This is a genomic window from Streptomyces sp. 5K101 (assembly GCF_046506645.1).
Taxonomy (GTDB): Bacteria; Actinomycetota; Actinomycetes; order Streptomycetales; family Streptomycetaceae; genus Streptomyces.
The window spans coordinates 498,912-524,777 of the sequence record NZ_JBKFFO010000002.1; the positions used below are offsets into that span (position 1 = coordinate 498,912).

Genomic DNA, 25,866 nt, shown 5'->3' on the forward strand with positions numbered 1-25,866 from the left:
GTCATGCGGTGCCGGCCGTGAGCCGCGGCACGATCTCGTCGATGGCGCAGGGGATCGACAGGACGGTGAATCCAGGCCGCGCCCGCCCGGTGGGCACGGCCACCTGGAGGTCCCCCCACGGCCGCCGAGGGGGAGGGCGGAGCGGCCGGAGCGGTGCCGACGGGAGGCGGCACCTGGTCCGGACTTACTTGATGGCCTCGAGCCTCGGCACGACCTGGTCTATGGCGTACGGGATGGACAGAACCGTGTTGAAGGAGAGCGCGGCTCCGATGTCAGGACTGTCGTACGGGAGGAACAGGTCCCGCTTTCCCTGGTGGACCTTGGTCTTCTTGTACAGCGGGTCGGCCCTCATGGCCTTCTCGGTGTCCGGGGTGCCCAGCCACACCGTGCGGTCGGCCTCCATGACGTCGAGGCGCTCGACGCTGAGGTCCGCGATGTTCTCCTTGCCGAGGGCGGCGCGGTACTTCTCGGAGGTGGTGAAGCCCATCTCCGACAGGAAGATGACCTTCGGGTCCTTCGGAGAGAACGCGGAGAACTTACCCGGCTCGTAGGGCTCGCCGACGGTGACGGTCTTGCCCTTCCACTCCGGGTGCTTGTCGCGGACGGCCTTGAAGCGGGCGTCGATGCCGGCGATCAGCTTCTCGGTCTCGGCGTCCTTGCCCAGCGCCTTGCCGATCTGCCGCGTCATGTCCTGCCAGGGCGCCTGGTAGTCCTCGTGGCCCTTGGGCTGCGCGACGACCTTGGCGATCTTGGACAGCGTGTCGTACTGCTCCTTCTTCATGCCCGAGTACTGCGCGATGATCAGGTCCGGCTTCAGCGCCGCGATCTTCTCCACGTTGTACTCGTCACGCTCACCGACGATCTGCGGCGGGGTCGAACCCCACTTGTCCTTCGTCCAGGGCCACTTGCCGTACGGCTGCTCCTTGAACCAGTCCACCGAACCCACCGGCTTGACACCCAGCGCAAGCACCGCGTCCTGATCCGAAAGGCCCAGCGTGACGACCTTCTTCGGCTCCGCCTCGATCGTCGTGCTGCCGTACTTGTGCTCCACCGTCACCGGGAAAGCAGCGGACTCGGCGCTCCCGGACGGCTTCGACTCGGCCTCCTGGGAACCGCCCCCACAGGCGGTCAGGGCGAACGCGGCCACGGCCGCCACGGCGGCACGAGGGAGGTGTCTGACGAGCCGCGTCAGCGCGGGGCGTGTACCAGTGGACACGGTTGTTCCTTTCACGGGGGTTGCACGGTGCGTACTGCGTGCCCGGATCGCCGCGTACGACGGCGCTACCGGCGGACCGGACGGGCTGTGGGGGGGGCTGGACCGGAGGGGAGTCCCCTGCGCGGGGCACGGCCGGACAAGGCTCAGCGGGCGGTGCCGACTCCGTCGGCCACCGGCGTGACCTCGACGAGGTCGAGCTTCGGCTCCCGGTCGAGGATCGAGTCGAGGATCTCGCCGACCCGGATCGCGGTGTTGGACAGCAGGGAGGACGTGATGCCGTGCGTGTGCTCGGTGCCGCCCTGCAGGTAGATGCCACAGCGCAGTTCGGGGTCGGTCGCGATGCGGTAGTCGCGCTCGACGCGGACGCGGCCCCGGTCGTCGCGGTGGCAGCGGTCCGCGACCGGGCCGAGGAGGCCGAGGGCGTCGGCGCTGGCGTAACCGGTGGCGCACACGACGACGTCGGCGTCCAGCCGGCTCTCCTCGCCGGTGACGAGGGAGGTGATGGTGGCGCTGACCGAGTCGGCCGTCTCCGTGACGTCGGTGAGACGGGAGACGTTCAGGAAGCGCAGACGCTCGGTGCCGAGGACCTTCTCCTGGTAGGCCTGCCGGTACAGGTCGTCGATCAGGTCGATGTCCACCACGGAGTAGTTGGTGTTGCCGTGGTAGTCCATCAGCTTGCGCTTGATGTCGTCGGGCGCCGTGTAGTACTCGTCGACCGCCTCGGGGTCGAAGATGCGGTTGGCGAAGCTGCTGTCGTCGGCAGGGCTGTACCCGTAGCGCGAGAAGACGGCGCAGACCTCCGCCTCGGGGAAGCGGCGGTGCAGGTAGGCGACGTTCTCCGCGGCGCTCTGCCCGGCGCCGACGACGATGAAGCGGGCGGGGTCGGTGCCCTCCAGGCCGTCCACCTTGGCGAGCAGGTCGGAGTTGTGCCAGACGCGGTCGGTCCGCTCGACGCCCTCCGGCATGAGGGGGCGCAGGCCCGTGCCGATGACGAGGTTGCGGGCCCGGTGGACGACGGTCTCCGTGCCGGAGCGGGCCGTCACGTCGAGGTACTCCACCACGCCGTCCCGTACGACGGGTTCGACGGAGACGACCTCATGGCCGTACGAGACCATGTCGTCGACCTTGGCCGCGGCCCACTCGAAGTAGTCGTGGAACTCCACGCGCAGCGGGAAGAGGTTCTTGTGGTTGACGAAGTCGATGAGCCGGCCCTTGCTCTGCAGATAGCAGAGGAAACTGTACTCACTGCTCGGGTTCCGGAGCGTCACCAGGTCCTTGAGGAAGGACACCTGCATGGTCGCGTCGTCGATGAGCATGCCGCGGTGCCAGCCGAATTCGGGCTGCCGCTCGAAGAAGTGAGCGGTGACCGCCTCCTGCCTTCCGACGCGTGCGTTGTGCTCACTGAGCGCGATCGCCATGGCCACGTTGGACGGCCCGAAGCCGATGCCAATGAGGTCGTGGATCAGTGGTGCGTCGTCAGGAAGAGCCTGTGACATGTCACTCCCATCGTGCGGGACAACCGCCTGTCAGGCGTGCTGTCAGGCGTGGGGAACGGCGAAGCCCTGGCACGCCGGTGAACCGGCTGTCGAGCGGAACTTAGGTAAAGCTAACCTGATCTGGCCAGCCTGTCGACGGGGCAAAACGGACACCGGGCCCGTTGGCGTGCCAACTGGGGCTCAAATCGGGGCCCGTTGCATCCTTAGGTAAGCCTTGCTTTACTTAGCGCCGGTCAATCGCTTTTCTGAGGAGGAACCCCATGCGGGTCGTCATGTTCGGTTATCAGACCTGGGGCCACCGCACCCTGCAGGCGCTCCTGGACTCCGAGCACGACGTGGTCACGGTCGTGACGCACCCGAAGAGCGAGCACGCCTACGAGAAGATCTGGAGCGACTCCGTCGCCGACCTGGCCGAGGAGCACGGCGTCCCCGTGATCATCCGCAACCGGCCCGACGACGACGAGCTGTTCCAGCAGCTCAAGGAGGCCGACCCGGACATCATCGTGGCCAACAACTGGCGCACCTGGATCCCTCCGCGCATCTACACCCTGCCGAAGCACGGCACGCTGAACGTCCACGACTCGCTGCTGCCCAAGTACGCCGGGTTCTCGCCCCTGATCTGGGCCCTCATCAACGGCGAGCCCGAAGTCGGCGTGACGGCGCACATGATGGACGAGGAGCTCGACGCCGGCGACATCGTCATGCAGCGCGCGGTCGCCGTCGGGCCGACGGACACGACCACCGACCTGTTCCACAAGACCGTCGACCTGATCGCCCCGGTCACGATCGGCGCCCTCGACCTGATCGCCTCCGGACAGACCGAGTTCACGAAGCAGGACCGCTCGCAGGCCACCTTCTTCCACAAGCGGGCCGAAGAGGACATCCGGATCAACTGGGACTGGCCCGCCGAGGTCCTGGAGCGCCTGGTCCGCGCCCAGTCGGCCCCGTACCCGAGCGCCTTCACCTTCCACAAGGGCAAGCGGCTCGAAATCCTCTCCGCCGTCGTGTCCGAGGGGCGCTACGGCGGCACCCCGGGCCGCATCTTCTACCGGGAGGGCGAGGGCGTGGCGATCGTCGCCGGCGCCGACGCCCGCACGGGCCGCAACCACGGCCTGGCGATCACCCGGGTGCGGACCGAGGACGGCCGGGAGATGCCCGCCACGGAGTACTTCACCTCCATGGGCGGCTACCTGACCAGCCGCCCCTGACGGCCGGCGCCCCCAGAACACGGCCCACCCCGGACGGTCCCGGGGTGGGCCGGCTCCTTTGCCGCGAAGGGCCGGGCCGTTTCCGACGGCGCGGCTCCGACCGGGTGCGCCTCGGCCTTCCCGACGGGAGCGGCACCTGCGCGGTCCGTCGCTCCACCGGACGCGGAGACGTTGGCGGTCCCGCGGCCTCGCCCGGGCGAGGATCGCGGGGACGCGGATGAACGCAACGCCCGGAGGACGCGATGCCCACCAGAATCATGCTCGAAGGACGCCCCGGCGTGGGCAAGACCACCGCCGTGCGGCGGCTGGCCACCCTGCTGCACACCCGCGCGCCCGTCGGTTTCACGACGGAGGAGATCCGGGAAGGCAGCGCCCGAGTGGGTTTCGCGCTGGAGACGCTGGACGGCAGGCGGGCCGTGCTCGCGCATGTCACCTTCCCCGGGCCGCCGCGCGTCGGCCGGTACGGTGTCGATCCGCACGTCATGGACGACCTGGCGCTGTCGGCCCTCGCCCCGCTGTCACGGAACCCGGCACCGGGTGCTCTCGCGCTCATCGACGAACTGGGCCGCATGGAGCTGTCCAGCCCCGCTTTCCGGGAGGCCGTGGGCGAACTGCTCACGGCCGACGTCGACCTCGTGGCCACCGTGCACGCCCACCACGACCCGTTCACCGACGCCCTCAAGCGGCGCGCCGGCATCGAAGTGATCCAGGTGACGGCACGGAACCGCGATGCGCTCCCCGGGGACTTGGCGGCACGGCTGGAGACATGAGGCTTCCCCCGTCCCGCGCGAACAGCCCCTATGCCTGGCGCGCCAGGTCGGGGTGGGCCTTGAGCAGCCCGGGCGGAGCCGCCTGACGCCAGGAGTCGACGACGATCGCACGCAGCTCGTCCGCGTCGTCGACGGCGGCCAGGCGCACCCGCACCCAGGCGAAGGCCGCCTCGTGGTCCGCGACCCAGAACTTCTCGGGCTCGGCGAGGACCAACTCGTCGCGCTCCTCCTTCGGGCACCGGACGGCCATCGACGTCTCCTCGTCGGGCAGGGTCAGGAACATCTTCCCGGCGACCCGGAAGGTGGGCATGGCCCATGCCTCCTTCTCGGTCGTCTCGGGCAGGGCGAGGGCGAGTTCACGGACTTCTTCGGACGTGCTCATGCGCCGACCGTACGGCAGACCCCTGACATCGGTGCTCGTCACGGCGGCGTTCCTACGGAGTGCGGCGCGGGTGTTCGGTGATCCAGTGAGCGGCGAGCAGGCCGGATGCTGCGGTGAGGACAGCGGCTGCGACGACGGTCGCGTTCAGGCCGAAGGCGTCGGCGAGGAGGCCGGCGACGAGGGCGCCGACGGCGTAGCCGACGTCGCGCCAGAAGCGGTAGGTGCCCAGGGCGTTGGCGCGCCAGGCGGGATGGGCGTGGTCGGAGACCGAGGCGATGAGCGCCGGATAGACCATGGCGGTGCCGATGCCGAGGGCGACGGCGGACAGGACGCCGGCGAGCAGCGGGGTGTCCAGCAGGGCGAGGGCGAGGACGAATCCGGCGGCCTGGACGAGCATGCCGGTGACGATGAGGGGTTTGCGGCCCAGGCGGTCGGCGAGGTGGCCGGTGGGGATCTGCCCGATGCCCCACAGGATCGGGTAGAGCCCCTTGATCAGTCCGACGGCGGCGAGCCCGAGGCCGTGTTCGGTGAACAGCAGGGGGAAGACACCCCAGGTGAGGCCGTCGTTGAGGTTGTTGACCAGCCCGGCCTGGCTGGCGCCGCGCAGCGAACGGTCGCACCAGGAGGTGCGGGCGAACGTGGCGGCCAGGCCGTTGTTCTCGCCCGCCGGCAAGGGCCTGGTGTGCTGGGCGAGTTCGAGGGCGACGTGGGCGGCGGTGTCGCGGACGACCAGCGCCAGGGCGAGGCCGGCTGCGACGAAGACGACGCCGATGAGTTCCGGGACGGGGCGCAGGCCGTAGGAGGTGGCGAGGTACCCGGTGAGGAGGGCGGTGACGCCGACCGCCGTGTAGCCGGCGGCCTCGTTCAGGCCGGTGGCGAGCCCCCGGCGGGCGGGCCCGACGAGGTCGATCTTCATGTTGACGGTCATCGACCAGGTCAGGCCCTGGTTCAGGCCGAGCAGGACGTTGGCGGCGACGATCCAGCCCCACGACGGGGCCCAGGCGAGGGCGAAGGGTACGGGGACGCCGATCAGCCAGCCGGCGACGAGGAGTTGCTTGCGGCGGAAGCGGGCCGTGAGCGCGCCGGCGGCCAGGTTGGTCATCGCCTTCGTCAGGCCGAAGGCGATGATGAACGAGAAGACGGCGAGGTCGCTGGTCAGACCGAAGGTGTCGGTGCCGATGAGCGGGACGGTGGTGCGTTCGAGGCCGACGAGGCCGCCGACGCAGATGTTGACGACGACGAGCAGGGTGAACTGCGGCCAGTTCTCCCGCAGGCCCAGCCGGACGAGCCGGCCGGAGGCGTCGGTCGGCGGGGTGGGGGCGGCTTTCACGGGCCGGTGTCCTCGGCGGCGTCGGTGAGGTGCAGGTCGTGTGCGGCGGCGTACTGGTCGGGGCCGCCGTCAAGGACCGTGAGGTCGCTGCGTCCGGCGCGTTCCAGCAGGCTGGCGGCGGTCATCGCGCGCTCGCCGTGTCCGCAGTGGACGACAGCGTGCGCGGGGGCGTCGGCCGCTCGGGCGGCGAGCTCGCCGAGCTCGATGTGGACGGCGCCGGGGATGTGGCCCGCGGTGTGCTCCGCACTCTGCCGGACGTCGAGGACCGGTCCCCCACCGGCCTGGTCGGCGGTGACGAACGGCGTGGTGCTCCGGGTTCCGCCGGCGGCGAGCCAGGCGTCCATGCCGCCCGCGAGACGGCCTGCCAGGCGCTCGTAGCCGATCTTGTACGCCTGCCAGACGATCTCGCTCAGGTCCTGGCCCTCGCCGGTGACGAAGGCGAGGGGGGCGGTGTCGGGCAGGAGCCAGCCGAGCCAGGTGGCGAACTGGCCGCGCAGCGGGATCGACACGGCCCCGGGGATGTGGCCGGCCGCGTACGCGGCGGCGGGCCGGACGTCGACGACGTGTCCGCCCTGTGCGAGCAGGGCCTTGACCTGGCCGGCGTCGAGTGCGGGCAGCCGCAGTGCGGTGTCGAGCACCCTGGGGCCGCGCCGGTTGGCCTCGGCGAGGCGGTCGAAGTAGGCCGGGTACGAGCTCAGGCTCGCGACCAGCCGGCGGACGAAGGCGTCCTCGTCCGGGGCGGCGAGCAGGGGGTTGGCCTGCCTCTGCGCGCCGATGGTGGTGGTGCGCTCGGCGCCCGACGGGGCGGAGCAGAACGAGCCCGCGCCGTGCGTGGGCCACACCGCGGTCTCGTCCGGCAGCGCGGTCAGCCGCTTGAGGGAGCGGTACTGGGCGCGGGCGAGTTCCTCGGTCCGTTCGGCGCCGAGGAGGTCGGTGCGGGCGGCGGAGTTCACGATGAGCGATCCGCCGCTGAACACGCCGAGTTCACGCGAGCCGTCCAGGAGCAGGAAGGACAGGTGCTCGTCGGTGTGGCCGGGGGTGGCCAGGGCGCGCAGGGTCAGTCCCCCCAGGTCGACCTCGTCACCGTCGGCGAGCCCCCGGTGGTCGAAGGCGCGGCGGCCCGCGGCGGAGGCCAGCACGGTGGCCCCCTGGTCGTGGCCGAGCTGTACGGCGCCGGAGAGGAAGTCGGCGTGCAGGTGGGTGTCGGCGGCGAAGGCGACGCGCAGCCCGCGCCGTTCGGCGGCGGCGTTCAGGCTTCGCAGGTCACGGCTGGCGTCCACGGCCAGGGCGCGGCCGTCGCCCAGGTCGACGAGGTAGGCGCTGTTGCCCAGCCCTGCGTCGACAAGCGGTACGAGCAGGTCATCGGCGAAGCCCATGGCGTTGCCTCCAAGTCGGTGCTCCACGCAGGGTGTGTCATCCCCCGACGTTCGTCTACACTATTCCATGGATTTATGGAGGATGTCATGGCGGAGACCACCAGCCGTTCGAAGTCGCGGCTGTACGACGCGTTCGCGGCCGGCGGCAAGGCGCTGGCCAGCGGAAAGCGGCTGGAGCTGCTGGATCTGCTCGCTCAGGGCGAGCGCACCGTGGACGCGCTGGCGAAGGCGGCCGGCCTGAACCTGACGACGGCCTCGGCTCATCTGCAGACGCTCAAGCAGGCCGGCTTCGTCACCACGCGGCGCGAGGGCGTCCGCATTCACTACCGGCTCGCCGGCGACGACGTCGCCCGGCTGTTCGCGCTGCTGCGCAAGGTCGCCGAGGCCCACCACGCGTCCGTTCCGGCCGCTCGCGACGCCTATCTCGGCGAGGACGGCGCGCAGGAGATCACCCGTGAGGAGCTGGTGGCCCGCGTGCAGGACGGCCGGACCGTGGTGCTGGACGTGCGGCCCGTGGCGGAATATCTCGCCGGGCACATCCCGGGCGCCGTCTGCATCCCGGTGGAGGAACTGGCCGAGCGGATCAGCGAATTGCCCGAGGAGAGGGAGATCGTCGTGTACTGCCGCGGCGAGTACTGCGTGCTCGCCCACGACGCGGTGCGGCTGCTGACCGGGCGCGGACGGCATGCGATCCGTCTCAACGACGGCATGCTCGAGTGGCGCCTGGCCGAGATGCCCGTCGCCGCCGGGGACCTCGCGTGACGGGCCTCGTCCAGGCGGTGACGGCACAGTGACCGAGCCCCTGACCCCCGCGCCGGACATCACCGTCGACGGCACCGGCCTGCTCTGCGTCACCCTCCTGCTCCGCCTCGGCAAGGAGATCGCCGGCGCGCCGCCAGGCACGGTCGTCCACGTCATCGCCACCGACCCGGCCGCACCGCTCGACCTGCCCGCGTGGTGCCACATGACGGGCCATCACTACCTCGGCCGCGTCACCACCGAGACGCGGCCGGTGTACGCCCTGAGGCTCGCGGCCCACGCCCATGCCACCAGGCCCGACGCACCCTGGCACCGAAGCGAGCGCTGACACCTGGCCGCGCCGACTCACGCCGAGCGGTCGCACGGCGCCCGGTCAGGACGCGCGTGGCGATGCGGTCAGCAGGTGACCGTGGTGCCCTCCCGCCGGGGAACCTCTTGTGAGAATCTTCGGTCGGCCACCCGTTCCTATGATGGCCACATGCCCGGCCTGCGCGAGCTCGCGGAGCGCACACCGCCGCAGCGGGAACGCTACGTCGACCTGCTGCGGGCGCTCGCCATCCTCATCGTGGTGCTCGGCCACTGGATGGTCGTCGTGGTCACCGGCGGGGCCCGCGGCCTGAACGGCTTCAGCGCCCTGGAAGTGCTGCCATGGGGCCGCCCCATCACTTGGTTCGCGCAGGTCATGCCGGTGTTCTTCATGGTGGGCGGATTCGCCAACGCCGCCTCGCTGACCTCACACGGGCGTCGGGGCGGCGACGTCCAGGACTGGCTGCTCGACCGCAGCGCGCGGCTCGTACGGCCGACGACCGCGCTGCTGGTGACGCTTGGCGCCGCCGCGCTGATCGCCCGGTGGGCGGGCGTCGACCCCGCCCAGATCGGCCGGATGGTGTGGCTGGCGTCGATCCCGCTGTGGTTCCTGCTCGTCTACCTCGTGGTGGTCTTCCTGACGCCGCTGATGCACCGCCTGCACCGGCGGGCGGGGCCGGCCGTGCCGCTGGCGCTGGTGGGGCTTGTCGCCGCAGGGGACGTGGCGCGGCTGGCGTTCGACGCGCCGACGCTGCAGCTGGGCAACTTCCTGTTCGCCTGGCTGGCGGTGCACCAGATCGGCTTCGCCTGGCAGGACGGAACGCTGCCGGACCGGCCCGTGGTGGCCGTGCCGCTGCTGGTGGGCGGTGCGGCGGTGGCGGTGCTGCTCACGGTGGCCGGTCCGTACCCGGTGAGCATGGTGGACATCCCCGGCGCGCCGTTCGGCAACCTCTCGCCGCCGACGCTCGCGCTCCTGGCGTTGGCCACGGCTCAGCTCGGGCTGTTGCTGCTGCTGCGCGACTCCGGGAACCGGCGGCTGCGACGGCTCGGGCCGTGGATGGCCGTGATCGCCGTGAACTCGGTGATCCTCACGGTGCTGCTGTGGCACATGAGCGCGTTCGCGCTCGTCGCCGCGGCCGTGAACGCGTCCGGCCTGTTCCCGCTGCCCCGGCCCCCCGGGGACACGGTCGCCTGGGTGCTGTGGAAGCTGCCGTGGCTGGCCGTGCTCCTGATGGTGCTCGGCGCGTTGGTGGCCGTCTTCGGCCGGATCGAAAGGCGCGGCGCTGTGCCCTCCCGCAGTCGGTGGACGCCGAGGGCGCTCTGCCGACCGCGACTGCGGGCCACCGCGACCACCGTCGGCTACGCCGCCTGCGTGCTCGGCCTGCTCGGTGTCGCCGACGCCGGTCCCGCCGATCACGGCCCGCTCGGGCTGCCGACCGCAGCCGTGGCGGGCTTCCTGGCCGGGGCGGCCCTCCTCCGCGCGGCCCGCTCGGCAGTCGACCGCCGGGCCGGCTGACGACGGTTGTGTTGTGCAGGTCAGGCGGTGGGCCGGGCCTGCGCCTGGTGGCACCCGTATGAGCAGTACGAGAGGCTGGGAGAGCAGGACGCCGGGCCTTGGCCCGCGTCGGGGCACCATGGCGAGGAGAGTGCAGCGTTGTGCACGGGCCGGTGGTGGTAAGGGGCGACGGCTCACCCTCGGCTGCGGCCGCCGCAGCGGCCGCGGCGCACGAGGCGCTGGTGAGGGGAGCCGCGCTGCGCGTCGTGCACGCCATCGTCCGGCCCGCCCTGAACGTTCCGGCCGGCGAGTCGCCGCTGGGCCCACAACCGTACGCGGCCCTGTCCGCCTGCGACCCACGGCCGAAGCCCTTCACGCGGTGGTCGAGCGGTCTGCCGGGGAGCCGGCCCGCCTGCTCGGCCGGGCTGACGGCGGCGGCGGCGGATGACGCACGGTCAGGAGTCGTGATGAAGTACTCGCTGCGGATCGGCCAGGTGTCCGGGGTACCCCTGCGCGTCCACTGGACGGTGCCGCTGCTGGTGTTCCTGTTCGGCTACAGCCTGGCGAGCGCGACGCTGCCCGCCTGGATCCCGGGACAGTCGACGACCGCCTACACCGTCGCCGGGCTCGCCGGCGCCCTGCTGCTCGTGCTGAGCCTGCTGGCCCACGAGTCCGCGCACGCCATCGCGGCCCGGCGCAAGGGCATCCCCGTCCACAACCTCACCCTCTGGGCCCTCGGCGGCGTGACCGAGATGGACAAACCACCCGCCCCGGGTGCGGCCTTCCTCGTAGCGGTGAGCGGGCCGCTCACCAGCCTGGTCGTCGGCGGAGCGGCGCTCGGTGCAGGGATGGGGCTGGACGCGGGTCCGGGCTGGACGCTGCCGGCGGCCGTGCTGGTATGGCTGGGATGGGCGAACGTTCTGCTGGGAGTCTTCAACCTCCTGCCCGCCGCACCGCTCGACGGCGGACGGGTGGTTCAGGCCGTGATGTGGTGGCGCACCGGGGACCGGGAGCGCGCCGAGCAGGCGGCCGGCCGCAGCGGGCAGGTCCTCGGCTTCCTGCTGATCGCCCTCGGCTGGATCGCCTTCCTGCGCGGCGTGTGGGGCGGACTGTGGCTGGCCCTCATCGGCTTCTTCGTCATGATCGTCGCCAATGCGGAGCGGCAGCAGGCGTTCCTTGCGGCAGCCCTGAGCGGACTGCGAGCCGCCGACGCCATGTCCAGCCCTGTCGAGACCGCCCCCGACTGGATCACCGTGCAGCGTTTCGTCGACGGACCGACGGTCGACACCCGCCATTCTGCGCTGCCGTTGCTCGACTTCGAGGGACACCCCAGCGGCCTGCTCCGGCTGCCACAGCTCGCGAGGATCCCCGTGCGGCAGCGGGAGGAAGTACGCCTTCGCGACGTGGCGGCTCCCGTCTCGCAGTACGCCACCTGCGCACCGGACGACCTCCTGGACGACGTGCTCAAGAAGCTCCGCCCGCCCACCGGCCTGCCCGTCCTCGTCCTGGACGGCGGCCGTCTCACGGGCATCATCACCGCACACGACATCACCCGTCTCGCCCAACGTCGCCGACTGCGCGGCAACGGAACCGGATGACCATGGAGGCATGAGGCGCGCGGAAGGGACTTCTCAGTGCTCGACCAGGTGACCGGTCAGTGGTCGGTGGGCTGGAGCATCGCGGCGTTCGTCATCGCCGGCGCGGCCACGGTCGTCTGCGGTGTGCGGCTCACCGCCCTCGGGGACACGCTCGCGGACCGGACCGGCTGGGGCGAGGCCCTGTTCGGGGCGGTGTTCTTCGGGCTGGCGACGTCGTTGTCCGGCATCGTCATGACCGCCGTCAGCGCGTCGGACGGACATCCCCAACTGGCCTACAGCAACGCCGTCGGCGGCATCGCCGCCCAGACCCTCGCCGTCGCCGTCGCGGACGCGGCCTACCGGGGAGCGAATCTCGAACACGCGGCGGCATCCTCGCGGAACCTGCTGTTCGGCTGCCTGCTCGTGGCCCTGCTCGGCATCGCGCTCATGGCCTCCCTCGGCCCCGAGGCGACGGTCCTCGGGGTGCATCCGGCCTCCGCGGTGCTGATCGCCTTCTACCTCGCGGGGGTGCGACTGATCCGGAGCACCAAGCAGCCGATGTGGCGCGCCGTGCGCACCGAGGACACCGTGACGGACGTCCCCGACCACTCCCCCGCGTCCGCCCGGCGGCGTACCGCGGGCATCTGGGCCGAGTTCGCGGGCGTGGCGATCGTCGTCGTGGCGGGCGGCTGGGCGGTGGCGCACGCCGCGGCGAGTCTGGTGGCGGCCACCGGTTTGAAGGCCGGGCTCGTCGGCGCGGTGTTCATGGGCATCGTCAACGCCCTGCCGGAGACGGTGACCGCGGTCGCCGCCGTCAGGCGTGGCGCTCTCACCTTGGCGATCGCGGCGGTGGTCGGCGGCAACTGTCTCGACGTCCTGAATCTCGCCGTCGGGGACGTGGCCTACCGGGGCGGATCGCTGTACCACGCGGCGCAGCCGGACGAGCTGTTCCTGACCACCGGCGCGCTGGTGATGACCTCCGTCCTGCTCGGCGGACTGCTGGTACGGCAGCGGCGCGGTTGGGGGAGGCTGGGCTTCGAGGGCGTCCTGCTCATCGCGATCTACGCGCTCACGGTCGCGGCCCTGGCTGTATGACGCACCGGCCTCGTGCACGGGGACGCCTGTCGGCAGCTGGGGCTCCCTGAGCGACGTGGCTGTGCCCCCGACGCTCACAGGTCCCCGACGGCCGTGATCAGTCGTCGTACGGCTTCGTCGACCGTGGAGCGGGGGCAGCCCAGGTTCACCCGCATGTAGCCGTGGCCCTCGGTCCCGAACTTCTGTCCCTTGTCCAGCCACAGGCGCGCCTTCGTGAGCATGAACGTGTCCAGGGACTCCACGTCCATCCCGAGCCCGCGGCAGTCCATCCACGCCAGGTAGAGGGAGTCGGCCGGCAGCACCCGCACCTTCGAGGTGGCGCTGTTGACCTCCTGCGCGAAGTGCGCGTGGTTGCCGCGCAGGTAGGTGAGCAGCTCCTCCAGCCACGGCTCGCCGTGCGCGTAGGCGGCCTCGGCGGCGATCATGCCCAGCACGTTGACCAGCGGGAACACATTGCGCTCGTACTGGCGGGCCAGCTCCTCGCGCAGCCTGCCGTCGGGGACGAAGACGTTGGCGCTCTGCAGGCCGGGAAGGTTGAACGTCTTGCTGGGAGCCGTGCACGTGATGCTGTTCCGCGCGAATTCCGGGCCGAGCGAGGCGAACGGGATGTGCTGCTTGTCCGGGTTGATGATGAGGTCCTGGTGGATCTCGTCGGAGACGACCAGGACGCCGTGCCGGGCGCAGATCTCCCCCATGGCCCTCAGGTCGTCCTCGGTCCAGACGTTCCCGGTGGGGTTGTGGGGGTGACTGAGGATGAACAGCTTGGTGTCGGGGCGTATCGCGGCCTCGAACGTTCGGGCGTCGAAACGGTAGCCGTCGTCGGTCCGCTCCAGCGGCGCGAACGCGAGGTGGCGGCCGTTGAGGAGAACGTCGTGGTGGAAGTGGGCGTAGACCGGCGGCTGGATCAGGACCGAATCACCCGGCGCGGAGAACGCCTGCACCACGGTCTTGAGCGTGGTGATGACGCCCGCGGTCTGCAGCACCCACTCCCGCGGCACCTCCCACCCGAACCGCTTGGCCTGCCAGCCCGTCACGGCGTCGAGGTAGCTGTCGGTCGCGCCGCCGGGATACCCGAAGACACCGTGGTCCACGGCCTCGTGGAGCGCGTCGATCACGGCCTGCGGGGCCTTGAAGTCGGTGTCGGCGACCCACATCGGCTGCGGATCGGCCGCGGCCTCATCGGCCGCCAGGAGCTGATGGGCGTAGGCCCACTTCATCGAGTTGGAATGCCTGCGGTCCACGACGGTGTCGAAAACGGATCCCTTGGTTCCCGCGGAGACGTCCTGTCGTGCCCGGTCACGGTGGGTCGCGTCGTTTGCCATGGCTGGATGCTAGCCACGGCAGGGGGCACGATGCCCTGCTGTTGTCATCGCTCAGCCCCCCACACCGCGCCTTCCGCGCGACGTCTGACCGTCACGGAGTGCGGAACCCCTGGAAGGTCACGTGCTTGCGGGCCTCGAAGCCGAGCCGCTCGTAGAGGGCGATCGCGCCGGTGTTCGCCTCGGCCACGTGCAGGAAGGGACGCTCACCGAGAGCCACGATGCGCGCGACGAGCGCACTGATCAGACGGGCGGCGTGGCCTTTCCCGCGTGCCGCGGGAGCGGTGCAGACAGCACTGATCTCGGTCCAGCCCGGGGGCCGTAGCCGTTCACCCGCCATCGCCACCAAGGTGCCGTTGTCGCGGATGCCGAGATAGGTACCGAGTTCGTGGGTGCGCGGCCAGAACGGGCCGGGCCCGGTCCGCGCGACGAGGTCCTGCATCTCGGGCACGCTGTCCGCGCCCAGTTCGACCACACCGGTGTCGGTGTCGGTGTCGGCTCGCAGGTGACCGGGCCAGATCATCTGCCGGCCTTCGAGATGGAAGACCGGCTCCCAGGCCGACGGCGGAGTGGCCGGGGAGCTGAACATGTCGGCGAGTTCGCCCCGGCCGAGCAGCCGAGCCAGGTCGGCCCATTCCGCCGTGTCCGGGTCGGCGGACACCGTGGAGAAGGTCGCGACTCCCGGCAGGTACGTGGCAGCCCGGCCCAGCCGGCGGGCGAACTGCGCGTGGTGGCCGCGGAGTGACTGGCCCACCGGGTCGTCGAGTGCCAGGTCGTCGTGGTTCACCATCGCGCTGTGCCTCTCATGTCGTGCGCCGAAGTCCGTCACCCGGGCCACTCGACGCCGAACGCCCCCCTCACCAGTGCAGCGAGCTCGAGCCGGCCGGACCGGCTGTCCCGGGCGCGGCAAGGGTTGTGATCATAGACATGCCGGCTCGGGCGGGTGTCCAGCGCCCCCGTGCATCCTCAGGCCTCTGCGCCGACGGCTCCCCGATCCTGCGCGTCGGAGCACCTCAGCGCGAGGGCCGCGATGTCGTCGTCGAGCCTGCCGCCGCTGTGCTGGAGCAGATCCCGGTGCAGCTGGTCCAGCAGCTCACGGGGCTGCTCCAGGCCCTGCCGCCGCATCCAGTCCGGCAGCGGGAAGAACTGGCCGGTGTGGTCCCGGGTCTCCGATACGCCGTCCGTGTAGAGCAGCAGCTGGTCGCCCGGAGTGAAGGCGACGATGTCGACCCAGTAGCGGTCCCCGATGAGCGCTGCGAGGTTGAGGGGCGGGGAGGGGAGGGCGGGCTCCAGGACCCGGACCTCCCCGCTGTGCGCGATCAGCGGCGGGGGGTGCCCGCAGTTGAGAAGTCGTACGTGGCCGCCGCCGTGCGGGATCTCGGCGAGGAGAGCAGTGGCGAAGTGCTCGGGCCGGTCCTGGGCGGGAAACGCAGCGCTGTGGCGCGTGACGGTGGTCTCCAGGCGGTGGACGATGCCCTGGAGGTCGGGCTCGTCGTACGCCGCCTCCCTGAAGCAACCGATCACGGCCGAGGCCGCCCCCACCGCGGACAGGCCCTTGCCCCGTACGTCGCCGATGAGCAGCCGGAGCCCGTGCGGTGTACCGAGCGCCTCGTAGAAGTCGCCGCCGATCCGGGCCTGTTCCTGGGCCGCCAGATACAGCGACTCGATCTCGACGCCCTCGATGCGGCGCGGCAGCGGGCGCAACAGTACCTTCTGGGCCGCGTCGGCGACGAGCCGGACATGGAAAAGAATCGCCTCCCGCTGCAGTCGGACATGACTCCCGTAGGCGGCCGCCAAGGTGACCGCGATGATCGCGGCCGACGTGTACTGCGTCCCCAGATCGGTGTGGAAGAGACTGAGGATGATCATGAGCAGCAGGCAGAACGCCCCCAACAAGATCGTGGGGAGCACGGGCCACATCGCGGCGGCGAGGGCGGGCGCGGCAGGCAGAAGGCGGCTGAAGGCGATGTCCCTGGGTGTGGAGAACGCCAGGCCGGCGACGACAACGGTGACGACCAGAGGTGACAGCCGGGCAGCGTTCCATCGACCGCTGTAGGCCGGGCGACGGCGCCGCAGCCGTGCAGGCATGATCACAAAAGCATCATATCGACCTATTCGGGCATCCGGCAGGGAATGATCACGCACCGCACACGCGAGAACGCGCGACGGACGGCCGTACCCGGAGAAGCCGAGGCCATGCGGCAGATGGCCACCCGGAGGCCCGAGGCCGGCCGGCCCAGGATCGGGCGGGCCCTGGCTACCCGGGATCACCAATGTTAGAAAGGTCGCATGGCGAATCGTTTCGCCCGTTTTCGACACCTATCGGTCAAGCACCTGATCAGGACGAGCACGCGGAGCGTGGCCGGGCAGGTGTTGGTTTTCCAGGTCGCTCTGGTCGTGCTGCTCGTGGCCTGCGGCGTCTTCGCTCTCATCCTGCAGTCGGAGCGGGACGCCGGCGCCGAGGCCAGGCGCCGCTCCACGGCCGTGGCAGAGACTTTCGCGCACGCACCGGGCGTCCTGGCGGCATTGCAGACCTCGGATCCGAGCAAGATCCTCCAGCCGCTCACCGAGGCGGCACGCCGTGCCGCCGGCGTCGACTTCATCGTCGTCATGGACACCGAGGGCATCCGTTACACGCACCCCTTGCCGGACCGGATCGGAAAGCGGTTCGTGGGCGAGATCGAGCCGTCGCTGGCGGGCAGGGTCTACGTGGAGAGCGTCAACGGCCCGCTCGGCCGCGAGGTGCAGGCGACGGTGCCGATCGAGAACGCCGACAGCGAGGTGGTGGCCCTCGTCTCGGCCGGGATGAAGGTCAACAACGTCGAGAGTCAGGTGGACCGGCAACTACCGATCATCCTGGGCGCCGGCGCCGGAGCGCTCGCGTTGTCCACGGGCGTGACGGCACTGGTGGGCAGACGGCTGCGACGGCAGACACACAGCCTGGCCCCCGACGAGATGACCTTGATGTACGAGCACCACGACACGGTGCTCCACTCCGTTCGGGAAGGGGTGCTGATCGTGGCCGCCGACGGGCGGCTGATCCTGGCGAACGACGAGGCCAGACGACTGCTTGGGCTGCCCCCGGACGTCGAGGGACGGCTCGTCTCGGACCTGCCGGGCCTCGATCCCGAGACGAAGGCGCTGCTCGCCTCCGGGCGCGAGGCCACCGACGAAGTCCACCTCGCGGGAGAGCGGCTGCTCGCGGTGAACCAACGCCCCACGGATCGCCAGGGAGGCCCCGAGGGAACGGTGGTGACGCTACGCGACTCCACCGAACTGCAGGCGGTGACCGGCAGGGCGGAGGTGGCAAGGGAGCGGCTCAGGCTGCTGTACGACGCCGGGCTCCGCATCGGTACCACCCTGGACGTGCTGCGCACCGCCGACGAGCTGGCGCGCGTCCCCATTCCCCGCTTCGCGGACTTCGTCACCGTGGATCTGGCCGACGCCGTCCTGCACGGCGAGGAGCCGGCGCCCACGGCGACGGACCTGCGACGCGCGGCCGTGCGCGGTATCCGGGACGACCATCCGCTCTCCGAACAGGGCCGGCTCTTCGACTATCTTCCCTCCACGCCCCAGGCGCGCGGCTACGGCAGCGGCCGCTCCCAGTTGGTGAGCGATCTGCCGACCGCCACGGGCTGGCGCGTGCAGGACCCGGAGCGCGCCAAGGCGATCATCGACTACGGCATCCACTCCCTCATCACCGCCCCCATCCAGGCCCGTGGCGTCGTGCTGGGCATGGCCAACTTCTGGCGCGCCGAGCAGCACGAGGGCTTCGACGAGGAAGACCTGTCGCTGGCGGAGGAATTGGTGGCCCGTGCCGCGATCAGCATCGACAATGCCCGCCGCTACACCCGCGAGCACGCCTTGGCGGTCACCCTCCAGCGCAGCCTGCTGCCGCAGGCCATGCCCGAGCAGAACGCCCTCGACATCGCCTACCGCTACCTCCCCGCCCAGTCGGGCGTGGGCGGAGACTGGTTCGACGTGATTCCCCTGCCGGGGAGCCGGGTGGCGCTGGCCGTCGGTGATGTGGTCGGCCACGGCCTGCACGCCGCCGCCACGATGGGACGGCTGCGGACCGCGGTGCACAACTTCTCCACCCTCGATCTGCCACCCGACGAGCTGCTGAGCCATCTGGACGACCTGGTCGGCCGCATCGACCAGAACGAGGCGGCAGAGAGTGCGGCGGGCGTCGTGGGCGCCACCTGCCTGTACGGGATCTACGACCCCGTGACGCGCCGCTACGTCATGGCGCGTGCGGGGCATCTGGCACCCGCCCTGGTCCAGCCTGACGGCACCGTCACCTTCCCGGACGTGCCTCCCGGCCCGCCCCTGGGCCTCGGCGGCATGCCGTTCGAGACGGCGGAGCTGTGCCTCGCGGAGGGAACCCAGCTCGTCCTCTACACCGACGGCCTCATCGAGGACCGCAGGCGCGACCTGGACGTGGGCATGGAACTGCTGCGCGACGCGCTGACGGGCCACCCCGGCCGGCCGCCCGAGGAGACCTGCCAGGACGTGCTGGCCAGCCTGCTCCCCGGGCGTCCCAAGGACGACGTCGCCCTGCTCGTCGCCCGCACGCGGGAACTGCCGCCCGACCGGATCGCCGACTGGGACGTACCAGCGGACCCGGCCGCCGTCGCCGGCATGCGCGACGCTGTGTCGCAAAGGCTCGACGCGTGGGGTCTGTCGGAGTTCGGCTTCACCATGGAGCTCATCCTGAGCGAGCTGATCACCAACGCCATCCGCTACGGCGCCGGGCCGATCCACGTGCGGCTGATCCGCGACCGTACGTTGATCTGCGAGGTGGCCGACGCCAGCAGTACCTCACCGCATCTGCGGTACGCCGCGACGACGGACGAGGGCGGCCGGGGCCTGTTCCTCGTGTCGCAGATGGCCGAGCGCTGGGGCACCCGGTACATCCCGCAGGGCAAGGTAATCTGGGCCGAACTGGCCCTGCCCGAGATCAGTCGGCAGCCCGTCCCGGCACCGGCCGACGCGGACACGCCCCCGGACGGAGAGGCTGCCGACCCGAGGACCCCGACGTGACGGCGGCGACAGCCGGATGCCACCGGACGACATGTCGTCCGGCAAGGCCGAGTGGGGCGACGTCGAGGCGTTCGCGACGTGGCCAGGTGACCGGGTCGGCGAGTTCGGGGCCGCGCGGCTGACGACTCCCGCGGAGTCGTCCAGGCCAGGACCGGGTGCCCGCGGGGCGGTCATGGCCGCTGGAGGGTGGGGGCGCGGACACGACGGGGGGCTCGCGTTGGATCGCCTGGCCGGAGCGGAACTGGAGGTCGGCCGGGGCCAGTTGGTGCTCGGCAGATTTGTCATCCCGTCCGGTCCAGCCGCGCAGCGCCCGAAACGCGATGCCCTTGACGCGGGCCCGCACCGCGGCGGGGGCGGCGACGTGATCCCGCAACGCCCGACGCCGCGCACGGCAGACGAGAAGGTCACCACCGCGGGTCGACCGAACGCGGTGGGCGTGTGACCGGCCGGCCGGCGCCCGCGGTGCCCCGTCGCTGCGCGCGGGGCTCGGGCTGATCGCGGCCCTCGCCGCGCTGGTGGTCGTCGTGCTCGGGGTCCTGTACGCCGGCCACAGCGAGCCCGGCAAGGTGGACAGGTGGATCGTCCAGCCGACGGCAGACAGCATGCGGCCGCCGTGGCGGAACGTCGCTCTGGCCACGGACTTCTTGGCGGAGCCCGCCGGAGCGGCGATGTCGGTCGTGGCCGCCGTGGCGGGCTGCCTGCTGCTTCGGCGTCCTCGCGCGGCGGTGCTCATCGTCGCCGGCGCCGCCGTTGCCGTGGGGACGACGACGGTGCTCAAGCCCCTGGTGGGACGTTCCATCCACGGCGGGCACCTGTCCTACCCGAGCGGCCATACCGCCTTCCTCACCGCGCTCGGCATCATGGTGGCGCTGCTCGCGACCGGCCGGCTCGGCCTCGGCAGGACGGCGGGCACGTCACTCGTGCTCGCCGCGGCGCTGGTGGCCGGCGCCGCCATGGGCTGGGCGCAGGTCGCCCTGGGCGCGCACTACCCGACCGACGTCCTCGGCGGCTGGTGCACCGCACTGGCGGTGACACCGGCGACCGCGTGGCTGGTCGACCGGATGGTCGATCGCACGGCCGACGCCGGTCGGCGGGAACACCGCTGACGTCACGTCATGCCAAGCGGCGGAATACGGGCTGCACCGGGCGCCCGGCCAGCCAGGGGTTGGGGTCGGCGGCGTCCAGTGCCTTCCGGTACACCGCACATGCCTGGGCCACCACGTCGACGGTGCGGTCGATGTCGGCGTCGCTCAGCGCGCTGCTCACCACGAACGACGGGGCCAGCACCCCGCCCGCGAGGAGTTGGCGCAGGAACAGCGTGCGGTACTGCTGCGACTGCTGCCGGTTGTCGTCAAGGGTGGTGAAGACCAGGTTGCTGGCCCGGCCCCGGACGACGATGTGGTCGCCGACGCCCATGCTCGCCGCGGCGTCGCGGACACCGGCGGCCAGCCGCTCCCCGAGGGCGTGCAGTCGCGCGGTGATGCCTTCCTCGACGTACGTGGCCTGCACGGCCATCGCGGCTGCCAGGGAGTGCGTTTCCGCACCGTGCGTGGTGGACAGCAGGAACACCCGGTCGCGGGAGTGACGCAGCCCGCCCCGCTCCATCAGGTCGCGGCGCCCGGCCAGCGCGGAGACGGCGAACCCGTTGCCCAGCGCCTTGCCGAACGTGGAGAGGTCGGGGACGACGCCGTACAGGCCCTGGGCGCCCGCCTCGGACCAGCGGAGTCCAGTGATCATCTCATCGAAGATCAGTACGCAGCCGTGCCGGTCGGCCAGCTCGCGCAGGCCGGCGAGGTACCCGGGCGGAGGCTCGGTGTGGGTGGCGGGTTCGAGGATCAGGCAGGCGACCTCGTCCTGGTACCGGGTGAGCAGTTCTTCCGTGGCGGCCAGGTCCCCATAAGGGAACGCCACGGTGAGTTCGGTGGTCGCCGCCGGAATGCCGGCGGACATCGGCGTGGTGCCGATGAACCAGTCGTCGACGGAGAAGAACGGATGGTCGGCGCAGATGGCCACCCGCAGGCGCCCGGTGACGGCGCGGGCGAGGCGCACCGCGGCCGTGGTGACGTCGGAGCCGTTCTTCGCGAACTTCACCATCTCGGCGGTCGGCACCGTGGCCAGGAAGCGTTCCGCGGCCTCGACCTCCACCATGGACGGCCGGACGAAGTTGCTGCCTCGGTCGAGTTCGCGCCGCACCGCCTCGATCACGCGGGCGTGGGCGTGGCCGAGGCTGACCGACCGCAGGCCGGAGCCGTACTCGAGGTAGCGGTTGCCGTCGACGTCCCACACGTGGGCACCGTGGCCGTGGCTGACGACCGGGGCCAGGTTCTCGGGGTACTGGTCGTCGCCCTTGGCGTAGGTGTGCGCGCCCCCAGGGATCATGGCGTGCAGCCGCTCGTTCGCCTGCCGCGACCGGGGCAGGCGGAACTCCTCGGTCTCTTCGGCCACTTCGGTGTGTTCGGTGTCCACGCCGGCCCTCACTTCTCTCTCTGCTTCAGGACCTCGGCGAGCCTCGGCGCCTCCCGGTCCCGCTGGGACATCGATGTGACCGGCAGCGGCCAGTCAATGGCGAGCTCCGGATCGCCGAAGGCGATCGTCACGTCCTCGGACGGATCGTGCGGGCGGTCGATCCGGTACGAGGTGTCGGCGGTGTCGGTGAGTGCCTGGAAGCCGTGCGCGCACCCCGCCGGGATGTACAGCGTCACCTGCGTCTCGCCGGACAGCTCGAAGAAGGCCCGGCCCAGATACGTCGGCGAGTCCGCCCGCAGGTCCACCACGACGTCGAAAATCCTCCCGTACGAGCACCGCACCAGCTTGGCCTCGCCGGCACCGGAGCGCAGGTGCAGGCCGCGCAGGACGCCCCGGACCGAGCGGGACAGGCTGTCCTGGACGAAGGCGTCCGGGTCGAGGCCCACCGAGCGGACCACGTCGGCGTCGAAGGTGCGGCAGAAGAAGCCGCGCTCGTCGGCGTACGGCGTCGGCTCGAAGAGGTAAGCGCCCGCGATCTCCGGAACTTGGATCGCTTTCATGGAGCCTCCCGAAACACGTGGTCGGCCGCCGGGAACAGGGCCGAGGTCAAGGCGGTGAACTGATCCCGGAGTTGCCCGGCAGCCACCCGGTTCCGCTCGGCGAGGGTCCGCCGCAGCCGCGCCGACTTCCGCTCCAGCGCCCGGAACTGCTCGAGCAGCCGGTCGGTATCGACCTCGCGGGCCGGATGGCAGTACGCGCCGAGACCCATCCGATCCATGAGCGCGTCGCTCTTCGCCGCATAGCTGAGTGCGAGCGTCGGCGTACCGGTCTTCAGCGCGCAGATCAGGTTGTGGTACCGGGTCGCCACCACGGTGCCGGCAGCCGCCGTCTCCTTCATCAGGTCGGCCAGCGAGGCCGCCTCGGCAGCGGTGACCAGCGGCGAGTCCACCGCGTCGAGGATCGCGGCGACCACCGGAGCATCGCACTCGTCGCCGGTGAGCAGCCGGACCGGCCTGCCGTCCTCCACCAGCGCGCGGACGAACCGGGTCGTCCCGTCGAGGTAGCGCCGGTGGATCTCCTCGGCCCGGGCTCGGTCGTCGTTGCCGCCGTGGAAGGCCATGACGCCGACGCAGACCGGGCCGGGCGGGCCCGGGTGGCCCGAGGGCGCGCTCGCCGACGGCGTCGGCAGGGCGAAGGCGAGGTCCGGGTAGACCTCGTCGCGCGCGGTGTCGACGCCCATCGCCCGCATCGCGTCGCGGGACAGGGCGTCCCGGTACGACCGGTACGCGGCCAGCCGCGCCGACCAGCGCACGAGGGCCCGGGTCGGCCTGTCGCTGATCGCGTCCGCGCCCACGCCGACCAGCGCGACCTTGGCGCCGAACAGCCGGCCGGTCACGCAGAGCAGGAACAGCGAGTACGGGAAGCCCCAAGGCCGCAGCGGCAACGTGGCCTCCAGGACGCCCATGCCCGGCACGATCACCACGTCGTGCCGGCGCACCCAGATAGCGGTGCGGAAGGCGTCGACGACTTTACCCAGCCCCTTCGCCGCGATCGCGCCCGCCCGTGATGCGGTCCGGTACTCCCCGCGGTACCAGTGCAGCCGCGTCGCCGGGATCCCGTACCGGGTCGCGACGACCTCGGGTCCGCCGCACAGTGCGTCCACGACCGCCTCCGGGTGCTCTGCGCGGAGGTACCCGAGCACGGCCTCCAGCGACCCGTCGTTACCGAGGTTGCCGGAGCCGAGCAGGCCGAACACGCCTACGCGCACTGGAGTCGCGCGTCCATCAGACGTCATGCCCGCCTTCCCTCGCGTCCGGCGACGAGGGCGTCGACGGAGACGGTGAGCCGTTCCGGGTCGACCGGGGGGCGGTCCTCGACCCGCTCGCCGGCGCCCGGCCGGGCCCTGCTGGTCATCCACGCGGCCAGGTGGCCGTAGCACGCGCGCCGGTCGGCCGGGGACAGCGGCGCGCGCCGGATCGCCGTGACGAAGCCCCAGACGTACTCGGCGAGCAGCCGCGGCGTCGGGTGCAGCGGGCCGGCCCGGCGCGGGTCAAGGTTGACGCACCGGGAGCGCTTGGACGGGTTCGCCCGCTCGGCGCGGGTGGGGTGGTCGCGGCGGAAGTACAGCAGTTCCGGCGCCTGGTGGAAGGGCCCGTGCAGGGTGATCTCGGCGACGAACGTGCGGTCCGCGTGGTGGTAGCTGTCGTGCGGCTTCACCCGGCGCAGCACGTCGGCCCGCATCACCCCGTAGAAGTCGTCGCCACCGGGCTCGAACAGCAGGCTGCGGAAGCGTTCCGGCGCGTGCGGCGAGTCGGTGGCGAGCCCGTACTCGTACGGGACCTTCACCTGGCCGTCGCCGTCGATGACCGCCTGGTCGGAGTGGGCGAGGATCACGTCCGGCCGCTCGTCCAGCGCCTCCACACAACGCCGCAGCAGGTCGCGGGCGTAAAGGTCGTCGTGCGAGGCCCACTTGAACAGCTCGCCGCGGCACTCGGTGAACACGTAGTTGTGGTTCGGTGCGGCGCCGATGTTCCGGCGCAGCCGGACGTACCGGATACGGGAGTCCTGAGCCGCGTACTTGCGGCAGATGTCCTCGGTCCCGTCGGTCGAGGCGTTGTCCGAGATGACCAGCTCGAAGTCCTCGTAGGTCTGGCCGAGCAGGGCGTCGAGCGACTCGGCCAGGTACTCCTCGCCGTTGTAGACGGGCAGGCCGATGCTCAGCCGGGGGTGCGGGGTCATGGCGTCCTCACTTCGGTGATGGGGTTGTGGTGGCGCTCGCGCAGGGCGGACCTCAGGTGCAGCCACCACACGGCCGAGCCGCTGACGGTCGCCGCGGCGACGCCCCAGGCCGAGCCGACCGTGCCGGCCACGGGCGCCCCGCCGAGCCCGCCGATGACGTAACAGGCGGAGGCGAACAACTGGCTGCGCAGACTGCGCCGGGCAGCGCCCAGCGCGCGCAGCCCGGCCGCCGCGCTGGTGCCGAGGCCGGCGCCCGCGACGCCGAGCGTGGCCGGGACGATGAGCTCAGCGGCGGAGTGCCAGACGCCGCCGAGTACGAGCTCGCCGACCCGGTCCGGCACCAGCAGCAGCGCCGCGCCCCAGAGCAGCGCGGCGGCGGCCTGCCCGGCGCCGAGCAGGAGGCAGAACCTGGCCAGCCGATGCGGGGCCCGCCGCAGTACCCGTGCCGCCTCCGCGACGGTGACCAGCGACAGCCCCATCAGCACGGCGAGGAACGGGCCGAGCAGCAGCTCGGCGCCCCGGACCACGCCCACCGCGCCGACCCCGACGATCGCGCCGAGTCCGTAGGCCCGCAGCTGGCTCGCGCCGCTGACGCATGAGTTCTCGACCAGGTACCGGGTGCCGAGGTCGCGGTGCTCGCGCAGCCACTCGCGCACTCCGGTCAACCGGGGCCGGATCCCGGACTGGAGGCAGCCGTACACCGCGGCCACCGCGGCGGACCCGCCCCAGGCGAGCACGAAAGCGGCCACGCTGCCCACGCGGGCCACCATCACCATGGCCGGGACGAGCGCGACACCCCACACGAGGTCGTTGACGAACGCCTTGCGCCCGGCACCGGCGGCGAAGAACGAGTACCGCCAGGCGTCCTGCAGCAGCAGCCCCGGCAGCATGACGCCGAGACAGGCGAACGCGGGCCCCACGCTGCCGCCGACAGCGAGGCCGACCACCAGACACGCCGCGCCGATGGCGGCACCGACGCCGAGCGCGGTACCCGACGACCGCGCCACCGCCCCGCGCCAGGACCAGTCCGGTACGCCGCTGAAGCGCACCACGAGCGGGTCGGTGGCCAGCCCGCGGGAGACGCTGAGCACCACGCCGTAGGTCACCCAGGCCAGACTGAACACGCCGAACGCGGTCAGCCCGAGCGAGCGTGCCACGTAGATCCCCACCGCGAAGTTGGTCATGCTGGAGGCCGCCTGGTCGGCCAGTCCCCAGGACAGCCGCCCGACGATGGCCCGCCTGGCGGTCGCCGCCTTCGGCCTCGTCTTCTCCCCCTCGGTGGTCATCGG

General features: G+C 71.6%; 21 protein-coding genes and 1 pseudogene. 9 read left to right on the forward strand and 13 right to left on the reverse strand.

Going from position 1 to position 25,866, the window contains the following annotated elements:
- Window positions 1-184: 184 nt before the first annotated feature.
- Both ACLB9X_RS05150 and ACLB9X_RS05155 read right to left on the reverse strand, forming a co-directional pair.
- A complete protein-coding gene (locus tag ACLB9X_RS05150) occupies window positions 185-1,216 on the reverse strand; it encodes an iron-siderophore ABC transporter substrate-binding protein (RefSeq protein WP_410359006.1) in 1,032 nt (343 codons plus the stop codon).
- Window positions 1,217-1,359: 143 nt separating this feature from the next.
- A complete protein-coding gene (locus tag ACLB9X_RS05155) occupies window positions 1,360-2,712 on the reverse strand; it encodes a lysine N(6)-hydroxylase/L-ornithine N(5)-oxygenase family protein (protein WP_410359007.1) in 1,353 nt (450 codons plus the stop codon).
- A 260-nt stretch (window positions 2,713-2,972) separates the two neighbouring features.
- On the opposite strand from ACLB9X_RS05155, the gene ACLB9X_RS05160 reads away from it, so the two are divergent.
- Window positions 2,973-3,920 carry a methionyl-tRNA formyltransferase gene (locus tag ACLB9X_RS05160; protein WP_410359008.1) on the forward strand — a complete coding sequence of 316 codons (948 nt, stop codon included), beginning with the start codon at window positions 2,973-2,975 and terminating at the stop codon, window positions 3,918-3,920.
- A gap of 242 nt (window positions 3,921-4,162) precedes the next feature.
- Window positions 4,163-4,690, forward strand: coding sequence for a nucleoside-triphosphatase (locus tag ACLB9X_RS05165; RefSeq protein WP_410359009.1), 528 nt, complete (start codon window positions 4,163-4,165; stop codon window positions 4,688-4,690).
- 28 nt (window positions 4,691-4,718) lie between these two features.
- Here ACLB9X_RS05165 and ACLB9X_RS05170 read toward each other — a convergent pair whose 3' ends face one another.
- Genes ACLB9X_RS05170 through ACLB9X_RS05180 form a run of 3 tightly spaced genes read right to left on the reverse strand, consistent with a single transcriptional unit; the run spans window position 4,719 to window position 7,805 of the window.
- The gene (locus tag ACLB9X_RS05170; RefSeq protein WP_410359010.1) at window positions 4,719-5,072 is read right to left on the reverse strand and encodes an MmcQ/YjbR family DNA-binding protein; all 354 of its coding nucleotides are present in this window, start codon (window positions 5,070-5,072) and stop codon (window positions 4,719-4,721) included.
- A 52-nt stretch (window positions 5,073-5,124) separates the two neighbouring features.
- Entirely contained in the window at window positions 5,125-6,402 is a 1,278-nt protein-coding gene (locus ACLB9X_RS05175) for an MFS transporter (protein WP_410359011.1), read from the reverse strand.
- Window positions 6,399-7,805 (reverse strand): MBL fold metallo-hydrolase, encoded by a 1,407-nt coding sequence (locus tag ACLB9X_RS05180; protein WP_410359012.1) that lies wholly within the window; start codon window positions 7,803-7,805, stop codon window positions 6,399-6,401. Before ACLB9X_RS05180 ends, ACLB9X_RS05175 begins: the two co-directional genes overlap by 4 nt.
- A 60-nt stretch (window positions 7,806-7,865) precedes the next feature.
- Here ACLB9X_RS05180 and ACLB9X_RS05185 point away from each other — a divergent pair, with 60 nt between their 5' ends.
- The 5 genes from ACLB9X_RS05185 to ACLB9X_RS05205 all read left to right on the forward strand — a co-directional run bounded on the left by ACLB9X_RS05185 (window position 7,866) and on the right by ACLB9X_RS05205 (window position 13,010).
- The gene (locus ACLB9X_RS05185; protein WP_410359013.1) at window positions 7,866-8,540 is read left to right on the forward strand and encodes an ArsR/SmtB family transcription factor; all 675 of its coding nucleotides are present in this window, start codon (window positions 7,866-7,868) and stop codon (window positions 8,538-8,540) included.
- 28 nt (window positions 8,541-8,568) lie between these two features.
- Entirely contained in the window at window positions 8,569-8,865 is a 297-nt protein-coding gene (locus tag ACLB9X_RS05190) for a sulfurtransferase TusA family protein (protein WP_410359014.1), read from the forward strand.
- 150 nt (window positions 8,866-9,015) lie between these two features.
- Window positions 9,016-10,359 (forward strand): acyltransferase family protein, encoded by a 1,344-nt coding sequence (locus ACLB9X_RS05195; RefSeq protein WP_410359015.1) that lies wholly within the window; start codon window positions 9,016-9,018, stop codon window positions 10,357-10,359.
- A gap of 446 nt (window positions 10,360-10,805) precedes the next feature.
- Window positions 10,806-11,936 carry a site-2 protease family protein gene (locus ACLB9X_RS05200; RefSeq protein ID WP_410359150.1) on the forward strand — a complete coding sequence of 377 codons (1,131 nt, stop codon included), beginning with the start codon at window positions 10,806-10,808 and terminating at the stop codon, window positions 11,934-11,936.
- A gap of 36 nt (window positions 11,937-11,972) precedes the next feature.
- The gene (locus ACLB9X_RS05205; protein WP_410359016.1) at window positions 11,973-13,010 is read left to right on the forward strand and encodes a sodium:calcium antiporter; all 1,038 of its coding nucleotides are present in this window, start codon (window positions 11,973-11,975) and stop codon (window positions 13,008-13,010) included.
- A 74-nt stretch (window positions 13,011-13,084) separates the two neighbouring features.
- On the opposite strand, the gene ACLB9X_RS05210 is transcribed toward ACLB9X_RS05205, so the two are convergent.
- From ACLB9X_RS05210 to ACLB9X_RS05220, 3 genes are all read right to left on the reverse strand, one after another.
- The gene (locus tag ACLB9X_RS05210; protein WP_410359017.1) at window positions 13,085-14,332 is read right to left on the reverse strand and encodes a MalY/PatB family protein; all 1,248 of its coding nucleotides are present in this window, start codon (window positions 14,330-14,332) and stop codon (window positions 13,085-13,087) included.
- 91 nt (window positions 14,333-14,423) lie between these two features.
- Window positions 14,424-15,119 carry a GNAT family N-acetyltransferase gene (locus ACLB9X_RS05215; RefSeq protein WP_410359018.1) on the reverse strand — a complete coding sequence of 232 codons (696 nt, stop codon included), beginning with the start codon at window positions 15,117-15,119 and terminating at the stop codon, window positions 14,424-14,426.
- Between the two features lie 176 nt (window positions 15,120-15,295).
- Entirely contained in the window at window positions 15,296-16,417 is a 1,122-nt protein-coding gene (locus ACLB9X_RS05220; protein WP_410359151.1) for a PP2C family protein-serine/threonine phosphatase, read from the reverse strand.
- Window positions 16,418-16,618: 201 nt separating this feature from the next.
- On the opposite strand from ACLB9X_RS05220, the gene ACLB9X_RS05225 reads away from it, so the two are divergent.
- Window positions 16,619-19,372 carry a SpoIIE family protein phosphatase gene (locus tag ACLB9X_RS05225; RefSeq protein ID WP_410359019.1) on the forward strand — a complete coding sequence of 918 codons (2,754 nt, stop codon included), beginning with the start codon at window positions 16,619-16,621 and terminating at the stop codon, window positions 19,370-19,372.
- A 438-nt stretch (window positions 19,373-19,810) separates the two neighbouring features.
- Window positions 19,811-20,478: pseudogene (locus ACLB9X_RS05230) on the forward strand (phosphatase PAP2 family protein).
- 7 nt (window positions 20,479-20,485) lie between these two features.
- On the opposite strand, the gene ACLB9X_RS05235 reads toward ACLB9X_RS05230, so the two are convergent.
- From ACLB9X_RS05235 to ACLB9X_RS05255, 5 genes are read right to left on the reverse strand one after another with little or no spacing between them, the layout of a single operon-like run.
- Complete coding sequence (locus ACLB9X_RS05235) at window positions 20,486-21,838, reverse strand: glutamate-1-semialdehyde 2,1-aminomutase (RefSeq protein ID WP_410359020.1); 1,353 nt, start codon at window positions 21,836-21,838, stop codon at window positions 20,486-20,488.
- Between the two features lie 8 nt (window positions 21,839-21,846).
- A complete protein-coding gene (rfbC, locus tag ACLB9X_RS05240) occupies window positions 21,847-22,398 on the reverse strand; it encodes a dTDP-4-dehydrorhamnose 3,5-epimerase (protein WP_410359021.1) in 552 nt (183 codons plus the stop codon).
- Window positions 22,395-23,633 (reverse strand): polysaccharide pyruvyl transferase family protein, encoded by a 1,239-nt coding sequence (locus ACLB9X_RS05245; protein ID WP_410359022.1) that lies wholly within the window; start codon window positions 23,631-23,633, stop codon window positions 22,395-22,397. The genes rfbC and ACLB9X_RS05245 overlap by 4 nt, the downstream gene beginning before the upstream one ends.
- Window positions 23,630-24,577: a glycosyltransferase family 2 protein gene (locus tag ACLB9X_RS05250; protein WP_410359023.1), complete on the reverse strand. Its 948-nt coding sequence runs from the start codon at window positions 24,575-24,577 to the stop codon at window positions 23,630-23,632. The genes ACLB9X_RS05245 and ACLB9X_RS05250 overlap by 4 nt, the downstream gene beginning before the upstream one ends.
- A complete protein-coding gene (locus ACLB9X_RS05255) occupies window positions 24,574-25,863 on the reverse strand; it encodes a hypothetical protein (protein WP_410359024.1) in 1,290 nt (429 codons plus the stop codon). Before ACLB9X_RS05255 ends, ACLB9X_RS05250 begins: the two co-directional genes overlap by 4 nt.
- Window positions 25,864-25,866 lie beyond the last annotated feature (3 nt).